The following is a 21,124-nucleotide window of genomic DNA, read 5'->3' as shown; positions in this document are numbered from 1 at the left end:
TGCCGGGCTGCGGTATGTCGGGAGACTAGCGAGCCCCACTGACAACGCCTCGCCGCGGGTGGGCGCGAGCCCGCGCACGGGTCCGTCGCGGGCTCGGGCACACCACTGCCCCCGGTCCGCGGGGGACCGGGGGCAGTGGGTGGGGCGTACGGGGATCAGCGGGCGGAAGCGGTCTCCGCGGCCTTCTGCGGGGCGGTGTTCGAGGCACTCGCTCCGACGACGCGCGGGCCGTGGCCGGAGCGCAGTCCCAGCCAGCTGATGACGGCTACCAGGGCGAACGCGGCGGCGCCGATCCAGAAGGTGAGGGTGAACCCGGACTCGGCGGGCAGCGGCGGAACTCCCTTGGGGAGGTGCTCGATCGTCTTGGACGCCAGGATCGTGGTGACGATGGCGCTGCCGATCGCGCTGCCGGTGGAGCGGGAGATGGAGTTGATGCCGTTGGCGATGCCGCTCTGGTGGTGCGGGACGCTCGACATGATCACGGCGGGCATGGCCGCGTAGCCGAAGCTGACGGCCGCGCCGACGACGACGCCCGCGCCGATGACGGAGGCGGTGTGGCCGTGGTCGAGAGCCAGCCACCCGAAGCCGACGGCGCCGAGCGCGGCGGCGAGGGCGAGGGCCAGGCGCGGCCCGCGGTGGCGCACCAGCTGGCCGCCGACGGGGGAGGCGAGCAGGGAGACGATGGCGCCGGGGAGCAGGAACTGGACCGAGGCGCGCAGGATGGAGGCGTCGAAGCCGTAGCCGGTGAGCTTCTGCGGCATCTGGACCAGGTAGGAGACGCCGAGGAAGTTCGCGAACATGCCGAACCCGACGAGGATGCCGGCCAGGTTGGCCATCAGCACCGGGCGGTGGACGAACATCTTCATGTCGACGAGCGGCTCGGCGACCTTGCGCTCGACCAGGACCCAGACGGCGGTCATGACGGCGGCGCCGGCGAAGCTGCCCAGGGTGCGGGCGGAGGACCAGCCCCACTCGTGGCCCTGGGAGATGGGCAGCAGGAGCAGCAGCAGGGCGATGCCGAGGGTCAGCGCGCCGAGGAAGTCGGTGCGGCCGCCGGTCTTGTGACGGGTCGCCGGGACCAGGAAGACCACGGCGAGCAGGGCCAGCGTGGCGAAGCCGGTGGCCATCCAGAAGGCGTTGCGGTAGTCGGCGCCCTCACCGGAGGTGAGCAGGCCAGTGGCGACCAGCGCCAGGCCGCTGCCGAACGCGAGGGTGCCGCTGACCAGCGCCATCGCGCCGGGCAGCTTCTGCGGGCGGACCTCCTCGCGCAGGACGGAGAGGGCCAGCGGGAAGATCGCGGTGGCGGAGCCCTGGAGCACGCGGCCCAGGATCAGCAGCGGCAGCGAGCTCGCGAGCGCCGCGACCACGGAGCCCGCGACCATCACGCCGAGGACGGCCACCAGGGTGGGCTTCTTGCCGTGCTGGTCGCCGAAGCGGCCGAGCAGCGGGGTGAAGACGGCGGCGGACAGCAGGGTGGCGGTGGTCACCCAGCTGACGTTGGCGGTGGAGGTGCCGAGGTCGTTGCGGATCAGGCCCAGGATCGGTACGGGCAGGGTCTGCATCATCGACACGACCATGGCGGCGAGGCTCAGGGCGAAGACGATGACCGTCTCGTTCCCGTTCCTGCCTTCTGCGGGGGCGGATGCGGCGGAGCTCATGGCTGCGGGGACCTTCTCAGTGCTTCGGAGTCCTGCGTCGGGTTGTTTGAGGACGCAGATGTTTCATGTCATCAAGTACTTCTCCCGAAGGTAGCCAGAGATACTTAAGGTGGTCAAGTAAAAGGTTGATAATGTCAACGATCCTCGAGTAGGGTCCGAGCCATGAGCACCACCGCGACGCACCGCCCCGCCAAGCTGGAACTGCTGGAACTGCTCGCCGCCATCGGCACCGCCCAGTGGCGGGACTTCGCCGCCGCGGCCGCCCGGTACGGGCTGACCTCCACCCAGGCCAAGGTCCTGGCCCAGCTGGACGGACCGGTGCCCATGCGCGGCCTCGCCTCCCTGCTCGCCTGTGACGCCTCGAACGTCACCGGGATCGTGGACCGGCTGGAGGCGCGCGGGCTGGTGCGGCGGGAGCCCGAGCCCAGGGACCGCCGGGTCAAGAACGTCGTGGCGACCGACGAGGGCCGCGAGACCATGCGGCGGGTGCGCGAGGAGATGCAGGCCACGCACGGGGCGCTGGACACCCTGGACGAGGCGGAGGGCGCGACCCTCTACGCCCTGCTGGAGCGCCTGCGCCCGGCGATGGAGCGCCGGCCGGAGGCCTGAGAGGGCGCCCCGGGGCGGTCGGAGGCCTGAGAGGGCGCGCGGGGCCGGTCGGAGGCCTGCGAGGGCGCCCGCGCCGGCCGGAGGTCTGAGGGCGCGCGGGGCCGGCCCGGGCGCCGGTCAGTCCTGGGCGACGGAGTCCACGGCCGCGTCGAGGGCGGCCGTCAGCCGGCCCAGCCGTTCCTGCAGCTCGCGGATCTCGGCCAGCTCGAACCCGGTGGCCCGCGCGATCCGGCGCGGCACCTCCACGGCGCGCTCCCGCAGGGCCGCGCCCTGTGTGGTGAGCACCGCGTGCACGGAGCGCTCGTCCTCGGTGCTGCGCTCGCGGCGGACCAGTCCGGCCGCCTCCAGGCGCTTGAGCAGGGGGGAGAGCGTGCCCGAATCGAGCCGCAGGTGCTGCCCCAGCTGCTTGACCGGCATCGTCCCGTGCTCCCAGAGCACCAGCATCACCAGGTACTGGGGGTAGGTCAGCTCCAGGTCCTTGAGGATGACCCGGTAGAGCCCGCCGAACGCGCGGTTCGCGGCGCCCAGCGCGAAGCAGATCTGCCCGTCGAGGCGGAGGAAGTCCTGGTCGCGGAGGGTGTCGCCGGGTTCGGTCATGGGCTGCTCCGTCATGGGCCCCAGTCTACCCGAGCCTCCTTGCGAGCGATTGAGTTGTGCACAACTGAATTGTGTGCTCTATTTGTGGTCGAGGGTCGGCCACCGGCCGCCCCGCCCCTCTGAAAGGACCTCCCGATGGACGCGCTGTACACCGCCGTCGCCACCGCCAACGGCCGCGAGGGCCGCGCCGTCAGCTCCGACGGTCAGATCGACCTCGCGCTCGCCATGCCCCCGGCGCTCGGCGGCAACGGCCAGGGCACCAACCCCGAGCAGCTCTTCGCCGCCGGGTACGCCGCCTGCTTCGCCAGCGCGCTGGGCCTCGTCGGCCGTCAGGCCAAGGTGGACACCGGCGACATCTCCGTCACCGCCGAGACGTCCATCGGCCAGGACGCGAGCGGCTTCGGCCTCGCCGTGACCCTGCGCATCGAACTGCCCGAGTCCCTGGAGGGCGAGACCGGCGCCCTGCTCGTCAAGCAGGCGCACGAGGTGTGCCCGTACTCCAAGGCCACCCGCGGCAACATCCCCGTCGAGCTCGTCATCGAGTAACGCTTCCGCCCGCTCCGCTCAGGCGGTGCGCCGCGCGGCCACCACCGCGCAGGCCACCGCCAGCGGCAGCTCCGCCCCGGCCGCCAGTAGCAGCGCCAGACCCTGCTCGCCGGTCCCCAGCGAGGTGGTGACGTCGAACCAGGCGTCCATCGCCAGCAGCGCCGCCGTCGCCGCCGCCACCGGAGCCGCCCGCGGATCGCCGGCGCGCAGCAGCAGCCCCGTCCCCGTCAGCCCGGCCGCGAGCATCGCGTCGAGGCCTATCCAGGCGGTGGACCAGTGGGACACCTCGGCCGTCCGCGGCATCGTCGTCGCCAGCACCGCCATCCACGGCAGCAGCGCCATCCCGCACCCCGTGAACACCGTCGCGAGGCGGGGCAGCCCCCGGCCCGCCCACCCGGCCCGCAGCCGGCCGGCCGGCATGCGCAGGGCGGCGGCGGGAGGGCGGACCTGGAACTGCGGTGCGGCGAGGGCCATGGCTGCGGGTCTCCTTCCGGGCCGGCGGTCCGTCCGCCGGGCACCCCACCACTGTGTCCGCCGACGGCCTCACGATCAGTAGCCCCACCGTCCGAACCGGGGGTGGTGCCAGCTACACCCCCCACCGGGCACCAGGGGGGTGGCGGCCACCCTGACCTGTGCGATTACCGTACGGCTATGGCAACTCGGGGCGCCCTGAAGCGTTCGTACACCTGGATCGCGGGGCACACCCCGTGGTCGGCCTGGGCCTGGCGCAACACGGTCTTCGGCGTCGCGGCGATCCCGCCCGCACTCCCGGTCGCCACCGGGCTCCTCCTGCTGACCGTGGCCGCCCCCGGCGGCACCGCCCTCCCGCTCCTGCTCTGCCTGGCGCTCGCCCCGCTGCTGACCAGGCTCCAGCGCAGCCGCTTCCGGGTGCTGCTCGGACTCGACGTGCCGCCCGTGGTCCACACCCACCCCTGGCGGACCGTACGCGGACTGGCCGAACGGCTGCGCTCCGACGCCACCCGGCGCCAGTACGTCTACCACCTCGTCGTCAGCCCGCTCGCCGCTCTCGGCGCCGCCTGCCTCGTGCTCACCTGGGCCGGCGGCCTGGCCTGCGCCTCCGCCTACGGCTGGGTCTGGCTACTCCCCTCCGACGGCGAACTCCCCGACTTCGGCTGGACCCGCCAGTACGACCTCCTCACCGCGGGCGGCGTCCTCGCGCTGCTCGCCGCACCCTGGATGGCCGCGGCCCTGACCCGGCTCGACGCCCTCGCCGCGGCCTCCCTCCTCGGCCCCAACCGGGCCCGCGAGCTCGAACGGCGCGTCGAGGACCTCGCCGAGAGCCGCGCCGGGGTGCTGGACGCCGCCGACATCGAACGCCGCCGCATCGAACGCGACCTCCACGACGGCGCCCAACAGCGCCTCGTCTCCCTCGCCATGAACCTCGGCATCGCCCGCGCCACCCTCACCGGCCTCCCGCCCGAGGCCAAGGCCGTCATCGACGAGGCCCACCGCGAGGCGAAGGAGGCCATCGAGGAACTCGGCAACCTGGTCCGGGGCCTGCACCCCGCCGTCCTGGAGGACCGCGGCCTCGACGCCGCGCTCTCCGGCATCGCCGCCCGCGCCCCGCTGCCCGTCGAACTCACCGTGGACCTCGCCGAACGGCCGGACCCGTCCGTCGAGGCCGTCGCCTACTTCGTCGTCTCCGAGGCCCTCGCCAACGTCGCCAAGCACGCCCGCGCCCGCCGCTGTTCGGTCACCGTCGCCCGGGTCCCGGGCGGCCGCCGCGGCGACCTGCTGCGCGTCGTCGTCACCGACGACGGGGTCGGCGGCGCCGACCCGGCCGGCGGCACCGGTCTGACCGGCCTGCGCAAACGCGTAGGGTCGGTCGACGGAACCATCCTGATCAACAGCCCCCAAGGGGGCCCGACCGTCGTCACCGTGGAGCTGCCGTGCGGGCTGTGATCGCCGAGGACTCCGTCCTCCTGCGCATAGGTCTTGTCAAAGTCCTCGAAATGGCCGGATTCGAGGTGGCCGCCGAGACCGGCGACGCCGAAGGGCTGCTCGCCGCCGTCGATGAGCACCGGCCCGACCTCGCCCTGGTCGACGTCCGGATGCCCCCCGGATTCACCGACGAGGGCGTCCGGGCCGCCCTGATGATCCGCAGTCAGAGCCCGGGCACGGCCGTGCTGCTGCTCTCCCAGTACGTGGAGGAGCGCTACGCCGCCGACCTGCTGTCCTCCCAGAACGGATCCGGCATCGGCTACCTGCTCAAGCAGCGCGTCGCCGACGTCGAGGAGTTCATCGACGCCCTGCGCCGCGTCGCGGCCGGCGGCACCGCCCTCGACCCGCAGGTCGTCTCCCAGCTGCTGCTCCGCCGCGGCGGCCCGGACCCCCTCGAACGCCTCACCCCGCGCGAGCGCGAGGTCCTCGCCCTGATGGCCGAGGGCCGCTCCAACGCGGGCATCGCGGAGGGGCTCGTCGTCAGCGAGAGCGCGGTGGCCAAGCACATCAACAACATCTTCGCCAAGCTCGACCTGCCCCCGACCGCCGAGGCCCACCGGCGCGTCCTCGCGGTCCTGCGGTTCCTGGACGGCGCCGCGTGAGCGGCCCCGCGGACCCGGCCGGCGCTGCCCCGCGCGGCCGGCGCCTCGCCTGGTACACGGCCGCGGCACTGAGCGCCGTCCTCGTGCTGGCGGCGGCCGGCTGGCAGGTGCGGGCGGACGTCGGAGCCCGGAGCACCGTCGCCACCGGGGGCAGCGCGGGGCGGGCCGTGACCGCGCTGGAGGTCGACGGCGGCGGGGCGGACGTGACCGTCACCCCGCGCGGCGACCAGGAGGTCGGCTACCGGGCCGACCTGCGCTGGACCTTCAAGGAGCCGTCCGTCGAGGAGAGCTGGCTCGGCGACACCCTCAAGCTGAGCGCGCACTGCCCCGGGGAGGACCTCGGGGTGTCCGGCGGCACCGGCTGCTCCGTCCGTCTCGCGGTGACCGTCCCCGCCGGGATCCCGGTCAGGGTCTCGGGAGGCTCCGGCCGGGTCACCGTCAGCGGCCTCGCGGGCACCGTCGACGCCGACATGGGCTCGGGTGCCCTGGTCCTCGCCGATCTGCGCGGCCCCCTGCGGGCCCGCGTCGGCGCGGGCACCCTGGACGCCTCCGGCCTCGCCGTCCCGCAGGCCGACGTCCGCGCCGGGTCCGGCGCGGCGAGGCTGGCCTTCGCGGCCCCGCCGGACCGCGTCGCCGCCCGCCTCGGCGCCGGCCGTCTGGAGCTCGTCCTGCCCTCGGCCACCCGCTACCGCGTCAGCTGCCGGGCGGGTGTGGGCCGTTGCGAGGCCGATGAGGCCCTGCGCGATCCCGCGGCCGCCCGCACCCTGGACCTGGACGTGGACGCCGGCCACGCGAGCGCGGTCGCCCGCACCCCGTCCCACTGAGCGGCGGCCGCGCTCAGACGACGTGCCGGCCGCCGTCGACCGTGAGCACGTCCCCCGTCGTGTAGGCGGCGTTCACCAGGTACAGCGTCGCCTCCGCCACGTCCTGGGGCGTACCCACCCGGCGCAGCGGGGTGTTCTCCGTGATCCACTCGCGGGAGCTCTCCCACACCTCCTCCACCCCCTCGTACCAGGGCGTGTCGATCAGCCCGGGCGCCACGGCGTTCACGCGGACCGCCGGGCCCAGCTGCGAGGCGAGCAGCCGGGTCATGTGGTTGACGGCGGCCTTGCTGACGGCGTACGGGACCGAACTCCCCAGCGCCCGGGTCGCGGACACGGAGGAGATGTTGACGACGGACCCCGCTCCGGACGCCTTCAGGTGCGGGGCGGCCGCGGTGATCATCTGCCAGGCCCCGATGACATTGACGTCGAAGATCTCCCGCCACGCGGCCGCGTCCGCGGCCTCCAGGTCGCCGAGCGGGATGAAGCGGGTCACGCCCGCGTTGTTGACCAGGACGTCCAGCCGCCCGTAGGCGTCCATCGCGGCCCGCACGATCCGCCGGGCGTCCTCGGCGTCGGAGACGTCCCCCTGCACGTACACGGCGTCCGGGAGGCGCGCAGCGAGCGCTCTGCCGGCCTCAGGGCTGCGCGCGGAGTTGACGACCACGCGTATCCCCTCGGCGGCCAGCCGCTCGGCGACGGCGGCCCCGATCCCCGAGGACGAACCGGTGACCAGGGCGACGCGACTCTCGCTCATCTTCTTCTCTCCTCCAGCTGTCGGTCTGCGGTGCGGGCGCTGGCCGCACCGGAGATCGACAACCTACCGCATGGCGGAAAACATCTTCCGCAATATGGAGGACCATTCGGTCAGCCCCGCTCCAGCAGCCCCCGCACGTACGCGGCCTGGCCCGCGTGCTGGAGGTCGTCGGCCAGGACGCTGACCAGCCGGACCCCCAGGGTGACCGGGGGGTCCCAGCGCTCGTCGACGATCCGCTCCAGGTCGGCGGCGGCCAGCCCGCGCACGTAGCGCAGGGAGGCCTCGTGCACCGCGTCGTAGTAGCCCAGCAGCAGCTCGGGCGAGTCGACGCGGACGCTGCCGGCCTGCTCGGCCGTGTGCCCGTAGCCGTGGTCGGCGACGGGCAGCGGCAGGTCGAAGCGGCCGGCCCAGCCCGCGGAGCGCCAGACCTGTTCCTGGCCGGCGGCGTCGGCCACGTGGTCGTCCTGGATCCGGGTCAGGTGCCACACGAGCCAGGCGATCGAGTTGGCCTCCGGGTCGGGGCGGGCGTTGAGCCGTTCGGCCGTGAGTCCTGTGACCGTTTCGTGGACCACCTCCCGGATCCGCCCGAAGCCGTCCGCGAGTACCTCCGTGGCCTTCATGTGCCGTCCCCAGCCTTGGTCGTAGCGATCCTCTGCCGGGAACCACCATGCAAGGCCCCGCCCGGCCGGGCGGGGCGACACTCCGCCGGAGTTCGGTCAGCGGCGGCGGGCGCGGCGCAGGAGGATCCCGGCGGCCGCGCCCAGCAGGGCGATCGCGGCCACGCCGGCCGTCGTCCACCAGCCGGTGTTCGTGCCGCCCGGGGCCGGGTCCGCCGATGCCGTGGACGGGGGAGGGGCGGAGGCGGCGGACGGGGCCGGGGCGGGGACGGCCGGGGCGGGGGAGGACGGGGCGGGGGAGGCCGTCGACGGCGCCGGGTCGGTCACCGGGACGCCGACCTCCTTGCGGGCACGGCCCAGGGAGGGGAAGCCCGCCTCGACGGTGACCGTCCAGGTCCCGGCCGGGAGCGTCTCGGCGGTGGTCCAGCCCGCCGCGCGGCCGGGATCGCGCACCAGCTTCCAGGGGCCCTCGGTACGGGTGCCGTCGGCGCTGACGGCGTTCACGGTGGCGGCCACGGCCTCCTCGACGGCGTCCCCGTCGTTCTCCCAGGTGACGTCGGCGGTGACGTGTCCGGCCGCCTGGCCGGTGATCACCACGTTCAGGGTGTCGCCGTGCGCCTGGGCGGGCCCGGCCGTGACGACGACGGCGACGGCGGTCAGGGCCAGCGCGGTGAGGGCGGGCGCGGTCAGGGGCGGCAGGGCGGCGCGCCGGATACGGGCCGGGGCGGTGCTCGCAGTGCTCACGGTGCTCCAGATGAGGTGGAGTGCGGGAGGGGGTACACGGGGGCGGGCGGCCCTAGGGGAGTAGGGCCGCCCGCCGGTCGTCGGGGTCAGGCGGCCTTGCGGGCCGTCCAGACCTGCGCCGGACGGCCGTCCGCGCGCTGGAGTTCGAGCAGCCAGTCCCCGTAGTAGGGCCGGTTGCTCACCGCGAGGGCGAAGCCGCCGCTCGGGTCGGACACGGTCACCGCGCCGTCGCGCGAGGAGACCTTCCACCGCTGGGCTGCCGAGCCGCCGGAGCAGGGCTGCTGCGCGATCCACATCCCCGCGGCCGGGGCGCCGCCGGGCTGCAGGCACTTGCCGGAGACCGCGGAGCGGATCCGCACCAGGCCCTCGCCGGCGTCGTCGAAGTACCACTGCTGCTGCGCGTAGCCGTTGGACCGGCCGCCGACCAGGACCGTCCCGTCGGCGGTGCGGCCGCCCCACAGCTCGGCGGCCATGCCGCTGCTGCCGTTGCCGAGCACGTAGCGGGTGCCGGGGGTGGTCGTGGCGCCGCCGCCGGAGTCGGCGGTGCGGAAGGAGGCGGCCTTGCCGGGGCCGCTGTCACGGCCGGAGGCGTCGCGGACCGAGACGGCCGCCGTGTACGCGGTGCCGGGGCGGAGGTTGTAGACGCGCAGGGAGGTGGACTGGACCCAGGTCAGGTGCTTGTCGTTGAGCAGCACCTGGTACCAGACGGCGCCGTCGGCCTTGGGCCAGCTCAGCACCACCGAGTCCGCCTGGATCTGGCCGGCCGTCACCGTCGGCGCCCCCGAGGGCTTCTTGGTGGGCGACGGGGTGGGCGTCGGCTTCGGGGAGGGGCCGGGGTTCGGGTCGGTGCCGCCCCCGCCCTCCGTCCGCATCAGGAACTGGTTGTCGGCGATGTTCCAGTGCGTGGCGAGGTAGCTGCCCGGCTGCGGGTTGGTGTGGAAGTAGTCGTCGTGGTTGCAGTCGAGGATGTTCTCCTTCGCCTGGTTGTTGCAGACGTAGCGCATCTGCGGGTAGTAGGGCGTGTCCGAGTAGCACATGACGTCGTATTCGTCCGTGCAGTGCGCGCCGCGGCTGGTGTTGGGCGCGCTGTTGTTGACCGCGCCCAGGTTGTGGCCGAGTTCGTGTGCGGCGGTGTGGCCGCCCCAGCAGCCCGAGTCGGTACGGCCGTAGGAGGGGCCGAAGTTGCTCAGGTTGTCCTGGCCGTGGCGCTCGTCCCCGTTGAAGGTGCCGATGCCGCAGTAGACCTGGGTGTCCGCGAAGATCATGTACTTGCGGTCGCGGCGGTTGAGCCCCTTGCCGGCCAGCGCGTTGTTGGTGGCGCTGAACTCGGCGAGGGCGGAGTCCGGGAGCTCGATGTCCAGCACCGACGGGGTGCAGTCGGCGGCCGTCACGTAGCGGATGTGGCGGATGCCGCCGGTCTCCTTGGCGCTGGCCGCGTAGATGAGGTCGGCGTCCACCGCCCACTTGCGGAACGAGGCCGCGTACTCGGCGTAGCGGTCGCGGCCGGGGCCGTGCGCGTAGACGACCTGGACGCGGTTGCCGGTGCTGCCGTCGCCGTCGCACGGGACCGTCTGTCCGGCCGGGCCGGTGGCGACGGTCTGGCCGCCGGACGGCGCGGCCGGGGCCTTGGCGCTCGGCGCCAGGCTGCGGGCGTCGGCGGCGGGCGCGTCCTGAGGACGCCCGCCGCCGTCCGTGGCGGCCGGGTCGGCGGAGGCGGGGGAGGCCGGATCGGCCGCCGCTGCCTTGGCCTTGACCACGGGTTCGACGTCGGCCTTGATGTCGACGTCCTTGGGCGGGGCGTCGGGGCCGTGGGTGCACAGGCCGGCCTCGGTGCGGTAGACGCCGGCGCAGCGGTCGCCCTTGGGGGCGGTGTCGAGGCCGTCGTAGACCATGCCCTTGGCGTCCTCGTTCGCGGGCTTCTTCGCGAGGGGGGCCGGCTCCTGGTCGCGGGCCGGTGCGGCGGCCGGCTCCGCGGCTGCGGCCGGGGCTCCGGCCAGTGCGGGGGTGCTCGCCCCGGCGTCGGGGGCGAGTCGGGAGTACGCCAGACCGCCCGCGAGCAGCGCCGCCGACGCGGCCGCGGCGGTCAGGAGTATCAACTTGCGCGGTGTGCGGCGCTGGTCGGCCCGGCGGCGCCGGCCCTTGGGTCGTGCTGTCATGCGCACCTCAAGTCCTGGTCAGGGGAGTGGGTGCGCAGAAGCGTGCCAGATGGGCGCCGTGGAGAATTCGGACAAACGGGAGCCGGGCCCGGGAAATCTATCCGTTACCTTCGAGCCCGATTTGATGAACTGTCAAGTTGCTTTGAAATCAGGGGAGTTACGCGCGTCGCGTGATAAAGGTCCAGGCCAATAAAGGGAGGTTGTTATCAAATCGAGATAAGAGGCGGAACCTTGTTGACGGCAATTCAGTCAGGTATTCATTCAAAAACTACCTGCCGAATTCCCCCCGTCACAGGCCGTGGGTGCCCAGGCCGCCCGGCGGAGCGGCGCAGGCTTGGGCACCCCTACGGACTACCGCGCGGCGTCCCGCTCCCAGAGGTAGAACCGGTGGGCCATGGCGTCCTGGGGGCCGCGCCAGGTCTCCGGGTCGTGCGGGCTGACGTACGCCTGGAGCCGGTCGCTCAGGTCACGGAACTCCGGGTGCCCGACGACCTTCGCGATGGCCGGACCGGGATCGGTGTCGCACTCCACCAGGTGCATGTACACCTCCCCGAACTGGAAGAGGCTGCGCCGCCGGACCCCGACCAGGTGCGGCAGCTCGCCGGCGTCCGAGGCGGCGAACAGGCCGGCGATGTCGGGCGCGGAACCGGGCGCCATCCGGGCCACGATGAGGGCTTGGTGCATCGGGGTCGCCTTTCGGGTGGGACGGGGGAGGGGAGGGGGCTCAACCGCGGCCCGCGGGGGACGCGGCCTTCGCCCGGTGCGCCCGCTCGATCTTGTCCCGGATCAGCTCCATCTGGATCTTGGAGTTGTGGTTGATGCGGTCGGTCATCCCCGCGTCGTCGAGCGGCGCGTCCGGCTTCATCGCGAAGTCCTGGACCCACCGCATCCGGGTGCCGCCCGGCACCTCGCCGTACTCCCAGTGGATGTTCATGTGCGCGAACGGGCCGGTCTCCACCCGGCGCGCCTTCACCGTGAGGCCCGCGCGGTCCACCGTCCGCTCCGAGACCCAGCTCCACACGATCCCGTTCTCGTCGGGGTGCATGGCCAGGCGGAACCGGGTGGTGTTCCCCGCCTGCTCCAGGATCTCGACGGAGGCGTACTCGCTGAACAGCTCGGGCCAGTTCGGCAGGTCGTTCGTGACGTCCCAGACGACGTCGACGGGCGCTTTGACGGTGATCTCGTTGTCGGTGTGGCCGGGCATCTCAGGCTCCTGTCATGAGGCTGTTGTTGACGAGGTCGACGAACTCGCGCGGGCTCTTGCAGCGGTCGGCGTCCGTGGGCAGCGCCCGGCCGCGCCGGTTCTCCAGCTCGCCCACGATCCCGAGCAGGCCCAGCGAATCCAGGCCGTAGTCGTCGAACCGCGAGTCCGGACGGCTCGTCAGCTCGGCGGGGTCGACGGTGATGCCGGCGCTCTTCATGAGCGCCGCCAGCTCTTCCATGGTCAGTCGGTCGGACATCGTGCCTTCTCTCTCCTGCTTCCGGGCGGCCGGCCGGTCGCCCGCACGGCCCTGACGAACCGCGTACGGATCACTGCGCTCCGGCCTCACGGCCCCTTGCGCAGCACGAGTGCCGCGTTGGACCCCATCCGGCCGCGGCTCAGGACGAGCGCGGTCCGCACGGGGGCGACGCGGGCGCTGCCGGTGACCACGTCGAGGTCGTGGCAGACGTCGAAGACGTTCGGCGTGGGCGGCACGACACCGTGCTCCAGCGCCAGGACCGCGGCGGCCGCGTCCAGGGTCCCGGCCGCGCAGTACGCCCGTCCGGTTCCGGTCTTGGGCGCCGTCACCGGCACCTTCGACCCGTGCGCCCCCAGCGCCGACCGCAGCGCCGCGGCCTCGGCCGCGTCCGCCTCGGGCGTGCCCAGGGCGTCCGCGAAGACCACGTCCACCTCCTCCGGCGCGCAGCCCGCCTCCCGCAGCGCGCCGCGGACGGCGTGCGCCAGCCCCTCGGAGTCGCCCGGCCGGCCCGGCGGGGTGAACGTGGCGCAGTGCCCGGCCACCAGGGCCCGGACCGGCGCACCCCGCCGCGCGGCCGCGGCCGCGTCCTCGACGGTGAACATGGCGCCGCCCTCGGCCGGGACGAACCCGCAGGCCTTCGCCGTGAAGGGCCGGTAGGCGCGCTCCGGGTCGTCCGCGGTGCTCAGCCCCTCGTACCCCACCTGGCAGACCACCGAGTAGGGGGCCAGGGGGGCCTCCGTCGCGCCGACCAGCATCGCCCGGCTGCCCTGCCGCAGCGCCCGCACGGCGTGCGCGAAGGCGTCCAGGCCGCCCGCCTCGTCACCGCAGACCACCCCGCACGGGCCCTTGAACCCGCGCCGGATGGAGATCTGGCCGGTGCTGGCCGCGTAGAACCAGGCGATCGACTGGTACGGGCCGACGTAGCGGGGGCCCTGCCCCCACAGCCGCTGGAGCTCGCGCTGCCCGAACTCGCCGCCGCCCGACCCGGCCGCCGTCACCACGCCCACGGCGTACGGGTCGTCCTCGTAGTCGGCACGGCCCATCCGGGCGTGCTCCAGCGCGAGGTCGGCCGCGGCCAGCGCGTAGTGGCTGAAGCGGTCCGTCTGGACCAGGAACCGCTCCTCGACCAGCGAGCCCGGGTCGAAGCCCCGCACCTCGCCCGCCACCCGCACCGGAAGGTGCTCGCAGCCCTGCCGGGTCACCCGGTCCAGGACGCTGTCCCCGGACTGGGTGGCCTTCCAGAAGGCCTCCGCGCCGATCCCGTTGGGCGCGACCACTCCGATACCGGTGACGGCCGCCACGGGACCGGCAGTACGGCTCTTCACGCGCGTACCTCCTTGGGCTGGGTCAGGACCACGGCGGACTGGAAGCCGCCGAAGCCGCTCCCCACCGACAGCACGTTGCGCAGGGTGTGCTCCCGCGCGGTGCGCGGCACGTAGTCCAGATCGCATTCCGGGTCGGGCGTCTCGTAGTTCGCGGTCGGCGGGACCACGTGATGGGTCATCGCCAGGACGCAGGCCGCGAGTTCGATCGCCCCGATGGCGCCGAGCGAGTGCCCCACCATGGACTTGATGGAGGTCATAGGCGTCTTGTAGGCGTGGTCCCCGAGCACCCGTTTCACGGCCGCCGTCTCGTGGCGGTCGTTCTGCTTGGTGCCGGAGCCGTGCGCGTTGACGTAGTCGATCTCCCGGGCGTCGACCCGGGCCTGGGCCAGCGCCGTCTCGATCGCCCGGGCCATCTCCAGGCCCTCGGCCGTCAGCCCCGTCATGTGGTGGGCGTTGCCGAAGGTGGCGTACCCGCCGATCTCGCAGTAGATCCGGGCGCCGCGGGCCCGCGCCCGCTCCAGCTCCTCCAGGACCAGCACGGCCCCGCCCTCGCCGAGGACGAACCCGTCCCGGTCGGCGTCGAAGGGCCGCGAGGCGTGCGCCGGGTCGTCGTTGTTCGCCGAGGTCGCCTTGATGGCGTCGAAGCAGGCCACGGTGATGGGGGAGACCGGGGAGTCGGAGGCGCCCGCGATGCAGACGTCCATCCGGCCCTCCTGGATGGAGTGCACCGCGTACCCGACGGCGTCGAGCCCCGAGGTGCAGCCGGTGGAGACGGTCTGGACCGGACCGCGCGCCCCGGTCTGCTCCGCCACCGCCGAGGCGAGGGTGGCGGGGGTGAAGGCCCGGTGCAGGAAGGGGGAGGAGAGGCGGTGGTCCACGTCCCACCACGCGCCCCGCTGGCTGACGTCCACGTAGTCGTGCTCCAGCCGGGTGGTGCCGCCGACCGCCGTGCCCAGGGACACGCCGGTGCGCCAGGCGCTCTCGCCGTCCAGCTCCAGGCCGGAGTCGGCCACCGCCTCGCGGGCCGCGACCAGGGCGAACTGGATGTACCGGTCCGCCCGCGCCGCCTCGTCCTCGGTGAAACCGTGCTCGGAGGGGTCGAAGTCGACCTCGGCGGCTATCCGGGAGCGGAAGCCGTCCGGGTCGAAGAGGGTGATGCCCCTGGTCGCCGTACGCCCGTTGGACAGCAGGTCCCAGAAGGCGGGGGCGCCGATACCGCCGGGGGCGACCACCCCCACCCCCGTGACGGCCACCCGCCGGCGGCTCACGAGACCGCTCCCGTGCGCTCCGGCGGCCGCTCCGCCCAGGCGGTGGCGTCCGGGTTCGGCGCCTCCTCGGTGTCCACGTGCCCGAGCTTCGGATCCGGGGCGAGGGGACCGAGGTGGAAGACCATCCGCGCCTCGGTGGAGCCGACGTTGCGGAACCGGTGGCGCATGTTCAGCGGGACCAGCAGCCCCTGGTCGGTGCGCAGCGGGTGGGTCTCCCCGTCGAGGTCGACCTCCAGCGTGCCGGCGACCACGTACACGAACTCCTCGGAGTACGGATGGTAGTGCTCCGCGATCGACTCGCCCGGGGCCATCACCGCCAGCCCCATGAATCCGCTGGTCGAGCCCACCGAGGTCGGGGTGAGGACGGCGCGCAGATCGCCTCCGCGCCTGCGGTTGGGCTGGGTCTCGCTGAGGTCGACGATGCGCGGGTGATGTTGGGTCACGGCGGACTTCCTCCTGGCGGACGGGAGCCCTCTCACGGGCTGCCGGTGGGGGTGGGTGGTTCGGGGCCGGGGCGGGCACCCGCGGGGGGTGGGCCCGCCCGTCCGGGTCAGGCCTGCGCCGGGGCCCGGCGGTCGGTGATCAGGTCCATGGGGTACGGGGCGTGCGGAGCGCCGGCCAGCATCCGGTCCAGCACCGCCGCGCCGCGCGGGCCGTCCAGGCCGAAGCCACCCGCGAAACGGCCGTCGGCCGGCCCGCTCACGTCGAGCAGCCGGACCACGACGTCGTCCCGCTGGAAGATGCTGCTGCTCAGCACCGGACTGGTGGGGATCTTCGCCGCCGCCTCGTCCTGGCGGGCGAGGAACCGGGCGACCATCGGGCCGCAGCCCGGCTTGGCCGGGTAGAACAGCGCGTGCCGGGTGATCCGGTCCGGCTGCGGGCCGTGCGCGGCGACGTGGTGGACGGCCGGGAGGGCCGCGCGCATGAAGAACATCCGGGCGGACTCCGGGTCGGTCAGGTCCCGGTCCTGCTCCAGGTACGGGTTGATGGCCTGTTCCACGGCCCGCACCTCGGGCTGCTCCGAGACGTGCCGCAGCGCGGCCGTCAGGTCGCCCTGCACCTCCACCGCCCGCACCACCCGGTTGCCGTGCATGAACAGGGAGGTGCGCAGCAGCCGGGTGTGCTCGTCGACGCGGGCGGCCGGGGAGGAGTACGAGGACAGCAGGTCGGCGACCTTCTGCTCGCTGCCCGGCTTGACCGTGAACGTCAGCGCGTGCCGCACGATCCCCTCGCCGAGCCGCGGCCCGTCCTGCAGCCGCCCGCCGAACCCCGCCTGCGGGGCTTCGTAGCGCCGGCCGGTCTCGCGCAGCACCGTGAACTTCAGCGGGCGCATCGAGCGGGCGCAGGCGCCCAGCGGCTTGACCTGCTCGGCGTGCTCCTCGCTGTTGACCCAGGCGAGGTACTGCGGCGCGCTCTCCCACTCACTGGTGATCAGCCACTGCGAGGGGTTCTCGAAGGACTGGCAGAGCTGGTCGCCCAGATGCCCGGGCACCGAGGCGATGTCGTGCCTGAGGCGGTCGTAGGCCTCGAAGAACCGCTGCTGGGCGCCCTCGTGGAGGTCCATCAGCAGGACGACCCGGAGCATGGAGCCGTCGAACGCGGACTGCGACACCCGTTCGGACAGGGTGGTTGTCATCTGCTCACTCCTTCGTGGGGGCACGGACGCCGGCGCGCACGCGGGGCCGCCGCTGTCGCTCATCGTCATCCGCCCGGGTAAGGATCGCGACATCTCCGGATCAAGCGGGTGACAAGACGCGACTCGCCCGGACAAGAAGGCTGATCGGGGGCATAAGCCGTCGACTGGCCCTTGCACTCCCCCCACACGAAACAGGAGCCCGCAGCCGATGGAAGAGCATGCCGATGTCCGCGTACCGGTCCTCGTCGTGGGCGGTTCCCTCGTGGGCCTCTCCACCTCGCTGTTCCTGAGCCGCCACGGCATCAGGCACATGGTGGTCGAGAAGCACGCCGGAACCTCCGTCCACCCGCGCGGACGCGGGATCAACGCCCGCACGATGGAGCTGTTCCGCACGGCCGGGGTCGAACCCGCCATCCGCAAGGAGGCCTCCGCCCTGGAGGCCAACCAGGGGATCCTGCAGACACAGGCGCTCATCGGCGGCGAGCACAAGTGGCTCATCAAGGCCGTCGACCCCACCGGGGCGCTCGCCCGCTTCAGCCCCACCGGCTGGTGCCTGTGCAGCCAGAACAACATCGAACCGGTCCTGGCCGCGCAGAGCCGCGCCCAGGGTGCCGACGTGCGCTTCTCCACCGAGCTGATGAGCTTCGACCAGGACGCCGACGGGGTCAGCGCCCTCGTCAAGGACCGGGAGACCGGCGAGCACGTCACCGTCCGCGCCGACTACCTGATCGCCGCCGACGGACCGCGCAGCCCCGTCCGCGAGGCCCTGGGCATCCGCCAGGCCGGCAGCGGCGAGCTGTTCCACAACGTCAGCATCGTCTTCCGCTCCGAACGCCTCGCCGGTCTCCTGGGCGACCTGCGCTTCATCGTCTGCTACCTGATGCGCCCGGGCGCCGACGGCGCGCTCCTGCCGGTGGACAACGAGACCCAGTGGGTCTTCCACGCCCCCTGGCACCCGGAGACGGGCGAGACCCTGGAGGACTTCACCGAGGAGCGCTGCATCGCCCAGATCCGGGGCGCCATCGGGGTGCCCGACCTGGACGTGGAGATCGGCGGCAAGGCCCCCTGGCACGCCGCCGAACGCGTCGCGCAGCAGTACTCCGTCGGCCGGGTCTTCGTGGTCGGCGACGCCGCGCACGAGATGTCCCCGACCGGGGCCTTCGGCTCCAACACCGGCATCCAGGACGCGCACAACCTCGCCTGGAAGATCGCCGCCGTGCTGAACGGTTCCGCCGGACCCGGCCTGCTGCACACCTACGAGGACGAGCGGCTCCCCGTCGCCCTCGCGACCAGCGAACGCGCCTCCGCCCGTTCGGCCGAGCACAGCCACCCCGGATACGTACCGCCCCCCACCATGGGCGGCGGCCCCGGCAGCGGCGTCCTCACCACCGCCATGGGCTACTGCTACCCCGAGGGGGCCGTCGTCGGCGGCGACCCGGACCGGCCGATCATCCCCGAGACCATGCGCCTCAAGGGCGACGTCGGCACCCGCGCCCCGCACATGTGGCTGACGCGGGCCGGGCAGCGGATCTCCCTGCTCGACCTGTACGAGACCTCCTTCGTCCTGCTCAGCAGCCCGGGCACGCCCTGGCAGGAGGCCGCCGGCCAGGTCGCGCGGGAGCTCGGCGCACGCCTGGACGCCTACACGGTCGGCTCCGCGCCGGAGGCCGACCTGGTCCAGCCGGACGGCGCCGACTGGGCGGAGCTGCACGAACTGGCCGCCGACGGAGCCGTCCTCGTCCGCCCGGACGGGTTCGTCGCCTGGCGCGCGGAGGGCGCCTGCGCCGATCCGCGCGGGGAGCTGCTGGACGCGCTGACCCGGGTCCTGCGGCGCGCCTGAGGGCGTTCCGCTCAGCGGCAGGCCCAGCACCCCGCCCAGCAGCCGTGGCCCCCGGGCCGCGGCTGCGGGCGGCGGTGCTTCACGGCGTGCCCCGGGGAGGCCGGCGGCCGGCCGGTCCGGCCCGCGAGGCAGGCGACCACGACCGTGATCGCGGCCAGTTCCTCGGGGCAGGCGGTGCCCCGGTGGACCCGGAGCAGGCTGGATATCGCGTCTTCGCTTCGCATCGTGACGGCCTCTCGGCAGGAGCTGTCCCCCTGGGGCCTCCGGCGGATCAGGGCCGGGCCCGACGCTGACGACGCTACGGGGCCGAACGTGGGCGTGTCGCGCCGGACGGGGGTTGTCCACAGCCGTCCGGGCGACGCGGCCGCGCGGCCCTCTAGCGGTGGCCCAGCTTCACCCAGCGGGCGGTGCTCGGCACCCCGCGCCCGTCCAGCAGGAAGAGCATGTAGTACCCGGGCGGGGCGTCGGCCGCGGTGCGCGGGGCGCGCAGGGTCAGGGTCTCGCCCCGGACGGCGGTGACGGCGAGCTCCAGGTGCCGCTGGCTGGTGTTGACGGCGTGGGTGACCGTCGTCGGCGCCAGCAGGACGGCCCGGCGGACGGTGGAGGCGGTCCGGCTGCGGACCTCGAAGAGGGCGTCGTGCGCGAGTTCGCCCCGGGGGACCCGGTCCAGGGCCGGGCGGGCGCCGCCCTGGTGGAGGTAGGCGGGCTCGTAGATCTCGATGCTGCCGTCCATCGCGTCCCGGATGTCGGGGTCGTTGGCGATCTGCTGGAGCTCGTCACCGGTCACCATCACCCGCCCGTCCGGCATCACCAGGGCGTTGGAGTGGTAGCCGCGCGGCAGCCGCTGGGCCGGGCCGAGCCGCCAGTGGCCGCGGGCGTCGCGCAGTTCCGTGTGCCGGTACTTGAGGTCGGCCTGCGGGTTGAAGGGGCCGTGGCCGTAGTCGCGGGTGCTCAGGGCTCCGTTGACGGTGAGCAGTGTGGCGTCCGGCAGGATCAGGGTGTCGTCCTGGGTGCGGCCGAAGGCCCGGGGCTCCTCGGTGGTCCAGCGCCGGCCCGACAGCTTGTAGGTGTTCGGGTCCTGCGGGTCGCCGCCCAGGACGAGGACCGAGTCCGGGCCGCGCAGGCCCGCGGGGAGCGGCACGGCCGACCCGTAGCCCCGGAAGTCCGCGGGGCGCCGGGGCAGGCCGGTCCGGGTCTCCTTCACCGGGTCGAACAGCCACTGCTGGTCGGCGTCGCGGCCCAGCCCGTAGATCATGCCGTCGCGCAGCGAGAACAGGTGCGGGTAGTCGTTGCGGAAGGGCGCGTCCGCCCGGAACCGCTCCACTGCCATGCCCGCCGGGATGTCGTACGTCCGCCACGGCACCGGCAGCCCCTTCGCCGGGAACCGCTCCACCACCGGGGTGGGGGTTCCGGTGCCGCGCTCGGACTGGCCCGACATGACGGTCTGGCGGCCGTCGGCGCCGGTGACCACCGAGGGGTACCAGCGGCCCACGGACATGTCCCGGTTGCGGAACCAGGTCTCGGTCCAGGGGTCGAACACGAAGGAGAGCTTCGCCCCGCTGCCGCCCTTGCCGCCCGCGTTGCCCCCGAAGACCGCTAGCATCCCGTTGGGCAGGAAGGCGTGTCCGGCGCAGAAGAACGGCGCGGGGCGCGGGACGTAGGTGCCGTCCGGCATCAGCACGGTGGGCGGCCGGACCTCCCTGAAGGCCCGCGCCCCCGTGCCCCGGGACGGGTCCCACAGGAAGGCGCGGCCCGCGTTGGTCCGGCCGATGCGGTCGGTGGGGCCGGTCTCCTTGGTGGGGTTGACCTCGACCCGTTCGAAGGAGAAGAGCAGCACCTTGCCGGTGGGGAGCTGGGCGAGGTGGACGCCGAAGTCGGGGGAGGGGAAGAACTCCGCGAACCGGCCGTCCCGGGCGGCGGAGAAGGCCTTGTTGGCCGCGGCCTGGGACTTCGTCAGCGCGGCCAGGCCGGCGGTGCGGGTGGCCTGCGGGTACTCGGCGGCCCCGGCGGCGGCGTCGCGCCGTTCCGCGTGGGCCCGGGCGTGGTCGGCGCCGATGAGGGCCGCTTCGGCTTCGGCGGCGGCGTCGGCCTGCTCGTGGCCGTGGCCGTGGCCGACGCCGGCCTCGGATCCGGGGCCGGCGTCGTGGGCCGAGGCGGGCGGCGCGGAGAGGAACGCGCTCGCGGCCAGGGCGGCGGCCAGCGCGGCCGACAGGGCGGCGGAGGGGGCGGCGGACCGGCGGGCTGTGGGGGGCATACGACGCGCTCCTCGGTGTGCGACGCCCGGGACGGCAGGGCGCGGGAGGATCGCCATGCTAGAAGATCTACGACATATCCCCTCATATGACGCGAACCTCCTGCCTCGTACGAGTGTCAGGGCCGACGCCGTTCACCCGTATCGGAACATTCGGCCGCGCGGGGCCGGGTACGGCACGGGCGGGCGGCTTCGGCCACGTGCGCCCCCGCCGCACCACCCGTCGCTTCCCGGCGCCCGCCCGCACCCCGGGGCCGGGCCTCCGCCGCCCGCCG

The 21,124-nt window shown here is 73.9% G+C and carries 22 protein-coding genes; 6 read left to right on the top strand and 16 right to left on the bottom strand.

Annotation, left to right across the window (positions count from 1 at the left end):
* Positions 1 to 155: 155 nt before the first annotated feature.
* Positions 156 to 1,658 (bottom strand): MFS transporter, encoded by a 1,503-nt coding sequence (locus ACFY0O_RS23825; protein WP_388949690.1) that lies wholly within the window; start codon positions 1,656 to 1,658, stop codon positions 156 to 158.
* 162 nt (positions 1,659 to 1,820) lie between these two features.
* Here ACFY0O_RS23825 and ACFY0O_RS23820 point away from each other — a divergent pair, with 162 nt between their 5' ends.
* Positions 1,821 to 2,267, top strand: a complete 447-nt coding sequence (locus ACFY0O_RS23820; protein ID WP_388949686.1) for a MarR family winged helix-turn-helix transcriptional regulator — start codon at positions 1,821 to 1,823, stop codon at positions 2,265 to 2,267.
* Positions 2,268 to 2,384: 117 nt separating this feature from the next.
* Here the strand turns inward: ACFY0O_RS23820 and ACFY0O_RS23815 are convergent, their stop codons facing one another.
* Positions 2,385 to 2,879 (bottom strand): MarR family winged helix-turn-helix transcriptional regulator, encoded by a 495-nt coding sequence (locus ACFY0O_RS23815; protein ID WP_388949684.1) that lies wholly within the window; start codon positions 2,877 to 2,879, stop codon positions 2,385 to 2,387.
* 120 nt (positions 2,880 to 2,999) lie between these two features.
* On the opposite strand from ACFY0O_RS23815, the gene ACFY0O_RS23810 reads away from it, so the two are divergent.
* Positions 3,000 to 3,410, top strand: a complete 411-nt coding sequence (locus ACFY0O_RS23810; protein ID WP_042815907.1) for an organic hydroperoxide resistance protein — start codon at positions 3,000 to 3,002, stop codon at positions 3,408 to 3,410.
* Between the two features lie 18 nt (positions 3,411 to 3,428).
* Here the strand turns inward: ACFY0O_RS23810 and ACFY0O_RS23805 are convergent, their stop codons facing one another.
* Positions 3,429 to 3,884 (bottom strand): hypothetical protein, encoded by a 456-nt coding sequence (locus tag ACFY0O_RS23805; protein ID WP_388949680.1) that lies wholly within the window; start codon positions 3,882 to 3,884, stop codon positions 3,429 to 3,431.
* Positions 3,885 to 4,061: 177 nt separating this feature from the next.
* Between ACFY0O_RS23805 and ACFY0O_RS23800 the strand changes: the two genes are divergently transcribed.
* From ACFY0O_RS23800 to ACFY0O_RS23790, 3 genes are read left to right on the top strand one after another with little or no spacing between them, the layout of a single operon-like run.
* Positions 4,062 to 5,333 (top strand): histidine kinase, encoded by a 1,272-nt coding sequence (locus ACFY0O_RS23800; RefSeq protein ID WP_388949677.1) that lies wholly within the window; start codon positions 4,062 to 4,064, stop codon positions 5,331 to 5,333.
* The gene (locus ACFY0O_RS23795; protein ID WP_388949674.1) at positions 5,321 to 5,974 is read left to right on the top strand and encodes a response regulator; all 654 of its coding nucleotides are present in this window, start codon (positions 5,321 to 5,323) and stop codon (positions 5,972 to 5,974) included. The genes ACFY0O_RS23800 and ACFY0O_RS23795 overlap by 13 nt, the downstream gene beginning before the upstream one ends.
* Entirely contained in the window at positions 5,971 to 6,798 is an 828-nt protein-coding gene (locus ACFY0O_RS23790) for a hypothetical protein (RefSeq protein ID WP_388949671.1), read from the top strand. Before ACFY0O_RS23795 ends, ACFY0O_RS23790 begins: the two co-directional genes overlap by 4 nt.
* Before the next feature lie 13 nt (positions 6,799 to 6,811).
* Here the strand turns inward: ACFY0O_RS23790 and ACFY0O_RS23785 are convergent, their stop codons facing one another.
* The 11 genes from ACFY0O_RS23785 to ACFY0O_RS23735 form a co-directional block, all read right to left on the bottom strand.
* Positions 6,812 to 7,552, bottom strand: a complete 741-nt coding sequence (locus tag ACFY0O_RS23785) for an SDR family NAD(P)-dependent oxidoreductase (protein WP_388949668.1) — start codon at positions 7,550 to 7,552, stop codon at positions 6,812 to 6,814.
* 110 nt (positions 7,553 to 7,662) lie between these two features.
* Positions 7,663 to 8,172 (bottom strand): DUF664 domain-containing protein, encoded by a 510-nt coding sequence (locus tag ACFY0O_RS23780; RefSeq protein ID WP_388949665.1) that lies wholly within the window; start codon positions 8,170 to 8,172, stop codon positions 7,663 to 7,665.
* Positions 8,173 to 8,268: 96 nt separating this feature from the next.
* Positions 8,269 to 8,913: a hypothetical protein gene (locus tag ACFY0O_RS23775; RefSeq protein WP_388949663.1), complete on the bottom strand. Its 645-nt coding sequence runs from the start codon at positions 8,911 to 8,913 to the stop codon at positions 8,269 to 8,271.
* A gap of 86 nt (positions 8,914 to 8,999) precedes the next feature.
* Positions 9,000 to 11,069: an RICIN domain-containing protein gene (locus ACFY0O_RS23770; protein ID WP_388949659.1), complete on the bottom strand. Its 2,070-nt coding sequence runs from the start codon at positions 11,067 to 11,069 to the stop codon at positions 9,000 to 9,002.
* Positions 11,070 to 11,420: 351 nt separating this feature from the next.
* Entirely contained in the window at positions 11,421 to 11,753 is a 333-nt protein-coding gene (locus ACFY0O_RS23765; protein ID WP_358892112.1) for a TcmI family type II polyketide cyclase, read from the bottom strand.
* 40 nt (positions 11,754 to 11,793) lie between these two features.
* Positions 11,794 to 12,273, bottom strand: coding sequence for an SRPBCC family protein (locus ACFY0O_RS23760; RefSeq protein ID WP_388949656.1), 480 nt, complete (start codon positions 12,271 to 12,273; stop codon positions 11,794 to 11,796).
* Between the two features lies 1 nt (position 12,274).
* The gene (locus ACFY0O_RS23755) at positions 12,275 to 12,529 is read right to left on the bottom strand and encodes an acyl carrier protein (protein WP_045951095.1); all 255 of its coding nucleotides are present in this window, start codon (positions 12,527 to 12,529) and stop codon (positions 12,275 to 12,277) included.
* 86 nt (positions 12,530 to 12,615) lie between these two features.
* Entirely contained in the window at positions 12,616 to 13,854 is a 1,239-nt protein-coding gene (locus tag ACFY0O_RS23750; RefSeq protein ID WP_388949653.1) for a beta-ketoacyl synthase N-terminal-like domain-containing protein, read from the bottom strand.
* Positions 13,851 to 15,122 carry a beta-ketoacyl-[acyl-carrier-protein] synthase family protein gene (locus ACFY0O_RS23745; RefSeq protein ID WP_388949649.1) on the bottom strand — a complete coding sequence of 424 codons (1,272 nt, stop codon included), beginning with the start codon at positions 15,120 to 15,122 and terminating at the stop codon, positions 13,851 to 13,853. The genes ACFY0O_RS23750 and ACFY0O_RS23745 overlap by 4 nt, the downstream gene beginning before the upstream one ends.
* Positions 15,119 to 15,565 (bottom strand): cupin domain-containing protein, encoded by a 447-nt coding sequence (locus tag ACFY0O_RS23740; RefSeq protein WP_358892108.1) that lies wholly within the window; start codon positions 15,563 to 15,565, stop codon positions 15,119 to 15,121. Before ACFY0O_RS23740 ends, ACFY0O_RS23745 begins: the two co-directional genes overlap by 4 nt.
* 107 nt (positions 15,566 to 15,672) lie before the next feature.
* On the bottom strand, positions 15,673 to 16,758 hold the full coding sequence (locus tag ACFY0O_RS23735) for a SchA/CurD-like domain-containing protein (protein ID WP_388949646.1): 1,086 nt from the start codon (positions 16,756 to 16,758) through the stop codon (positions 15,673 to 15,675).
* Positions 16,759 to 16,966: 208 nt separating this feature from the next.
* Here ACFY0O_RS23735 and ACFY0O_RS23730 point away from each other — a divergent pair, with 208 nt between their 5' ends.
* Positions 16,967 to 18,598, top strand: a complete 1,632-nt coding sequence (locus ACFY0O_RS23730; RefSeq protein WP_388949643.1) for an FAD-dependent oxidoreductase — start codon at positions 16,967 to 16,969, stop codon at positions 18,596 to 18,598.
* Between the two features lie 11 nt (positions 18,599 to 18,609).
* Here ACFY0O_RS23730 and ACFY0O_RS23725 read toward each other — a convergent pair whose 3' ends face one another.
* Positions 18,610 to 18,822: an acyl-CoA carboxylase subunit epsilon gene (locus ACFY0O_RS23725; RefSeq protein ID WP_388949641.1), complete on the bottom strand. Its 213-nt coding sequence runs from the start codon at positions 18,820 to 18,822 to the stop codon at positions 18,610 to 18,612.
* A 152-nt stretch (positions 18,823 to 18,974) separates the two neighbouring features.
* A complete protein-coding gene (locus tag ACFY0O_RS23720; RefSeq protein WP_388949638.1) occupies positions 18,975 to 20,852 on the bottom strand; it encodes a galactose oxidase-like domain-containing protein in 1,878 nt (625 codons plus the stop codon).
* Between the last annotated feature and the right edge of the window lie 272 nt (positions 20,853 to 21,124).

Origin of the sequence: Streptomyces sp. NPDC001594, from assembly GCF_042893675.1 — a bacterium.
Taxonomy (GTDB): Bacteria; Actinomycetota; Actinomycetes; order Streptomycetales; family Streptomycetaceae; genus Streptomyces.
The sequence above is the reverse complement of the archived record's forward strand: the minus strand, read 5'-3'. Positions and strand labels throughout refer to the sequence as shown.

What these genes read in the sequence shown, in the direction of transcription:
- ACFY0O_RS23825 (WP_388949690.1), bottom strand. Translation starts at nt 1,658, where the DNA reads ATGAGCTCCGCCGCATCCGCCCCCGCAGAAGGCAGGAACGGGAACGAG.
- ACFY0O_RS23820 (WP_388949686.1), top strand. Translation starts at nt 1,821, where the DNA reads ATGAGCACCACCGCGACGCACCGCCCCGCCAAGCTGGAACTGCTGGAA.
- ACFY0O_RS23815 (WP_388949684.1), bottom strand. Translation starts at nt 2,879, where the DNA reads ATGACGGAGCAGCCCATGACCGAACCCGGCGACACCCTCCGCGACCAG.
- ACFY0O_RS23810 (WP_042815907.1), top strand. Translation starts at nt 3,000, where the DNA reads ATGGACGCGCTGTACACCGCCGTCGCCACCGCCAACGGCCGCGAGGGC.
- ACFY0O_RS23805 (WP_388949680.1), bottom strand. Translation starts at nt 3,884, where the DNA reads ATGGCCCTCGCCGCACCGCAGTTCCAGGTCCGCCCTCCCGCCGCCGCC.
- ACFY0O_RS23800 (WP_388949677.1), top strand. Translation starts at nt 4,062, where the DNA reads ATGGCAACTCGGGGCGCCCTGAAGCGTTCGTACACCTGGATCGCGGGG.
- ACFY0O_RS23785 (WP_388949668.1), bottom strand. Translation starts at nt 7,552, where the DNA reads ATGAGCGAGAGTCGCGTCGCCCTGGTCACCGGTTCGTCCTCGGGGATC.
- ACFY0O_RS23780 (WP_388949665.1), bottom strand. Translation starts at nt 8,172, where the DNA reads ATGAAGGCCACGGAGGTACTCGCGGACGGCTTCGGGCGGATCCGGGAG.
- ACFY0O_RS23770 (WP_388949659.1), bottom strand. Translation starts at nt 11,069, where the DNA reads ATGACAGCACGACCCAAGGGCCGGCGCCGCCGGGCCGACCAGCGCCGC.
- ACFY0O_RS23765 (WP_358892112.1), bottom strand. Translation starts at nt 11,753, where the DNA reads ATGCACCAAGCCCTCATCGTGGCCCGGATGGCGCCCGGTTCCGCGCCC.
- ACFY0O_RS23760 (WP_388949656.1), bottom strand. Translation starts at nt 12,273, where the DNA reads ATGCCCGGCCACACCGACAACGAGATCACCGTCAAAGCGCCCGTCGAC.
- ACFY0O_RS23755 (WP_045951095.1), bottom strand. Translation starts at nt 12,529, where the DNA reads ATGTCCGACCGACTGACCATGGAAGAGCTGGCGGCGCTCATGAAGAGC.
- ACFY0O_RS23735 (WP_388949646.1), bottom strand. Translation starts at nt 16,758, where the DNA reads ATGACAACCACCCTGTCCGAACGGGTGTCGCAGTCCGCGTTCGACGGC.
- ACFY0O_RS23730 (WP_388949643.1), top strand. Translation starts at nt 16,967, where the DNA reads ATGGAAGAGCATGCCGATGTCCGCGTACCGGTCCTCGTCGTGGGCGGT.
- ACFY0O_RS23725 (WP_388949641.1), bottom strand. Translation starts at nt 18,822, where the DNA reads ATGCGAAGCGAAGACGCGATATCCAGCCTGCTCCGGGTCCACCGGGGC.
- ACFY0O_RS23720 (WP_388949638.1), bottom strand. Translation starts at nt 20,852, where the DNA reads ATGCCCCCCACAGCCCGCCGGTCCGCCGCCCCCTCCGCCGCCCTGTCG.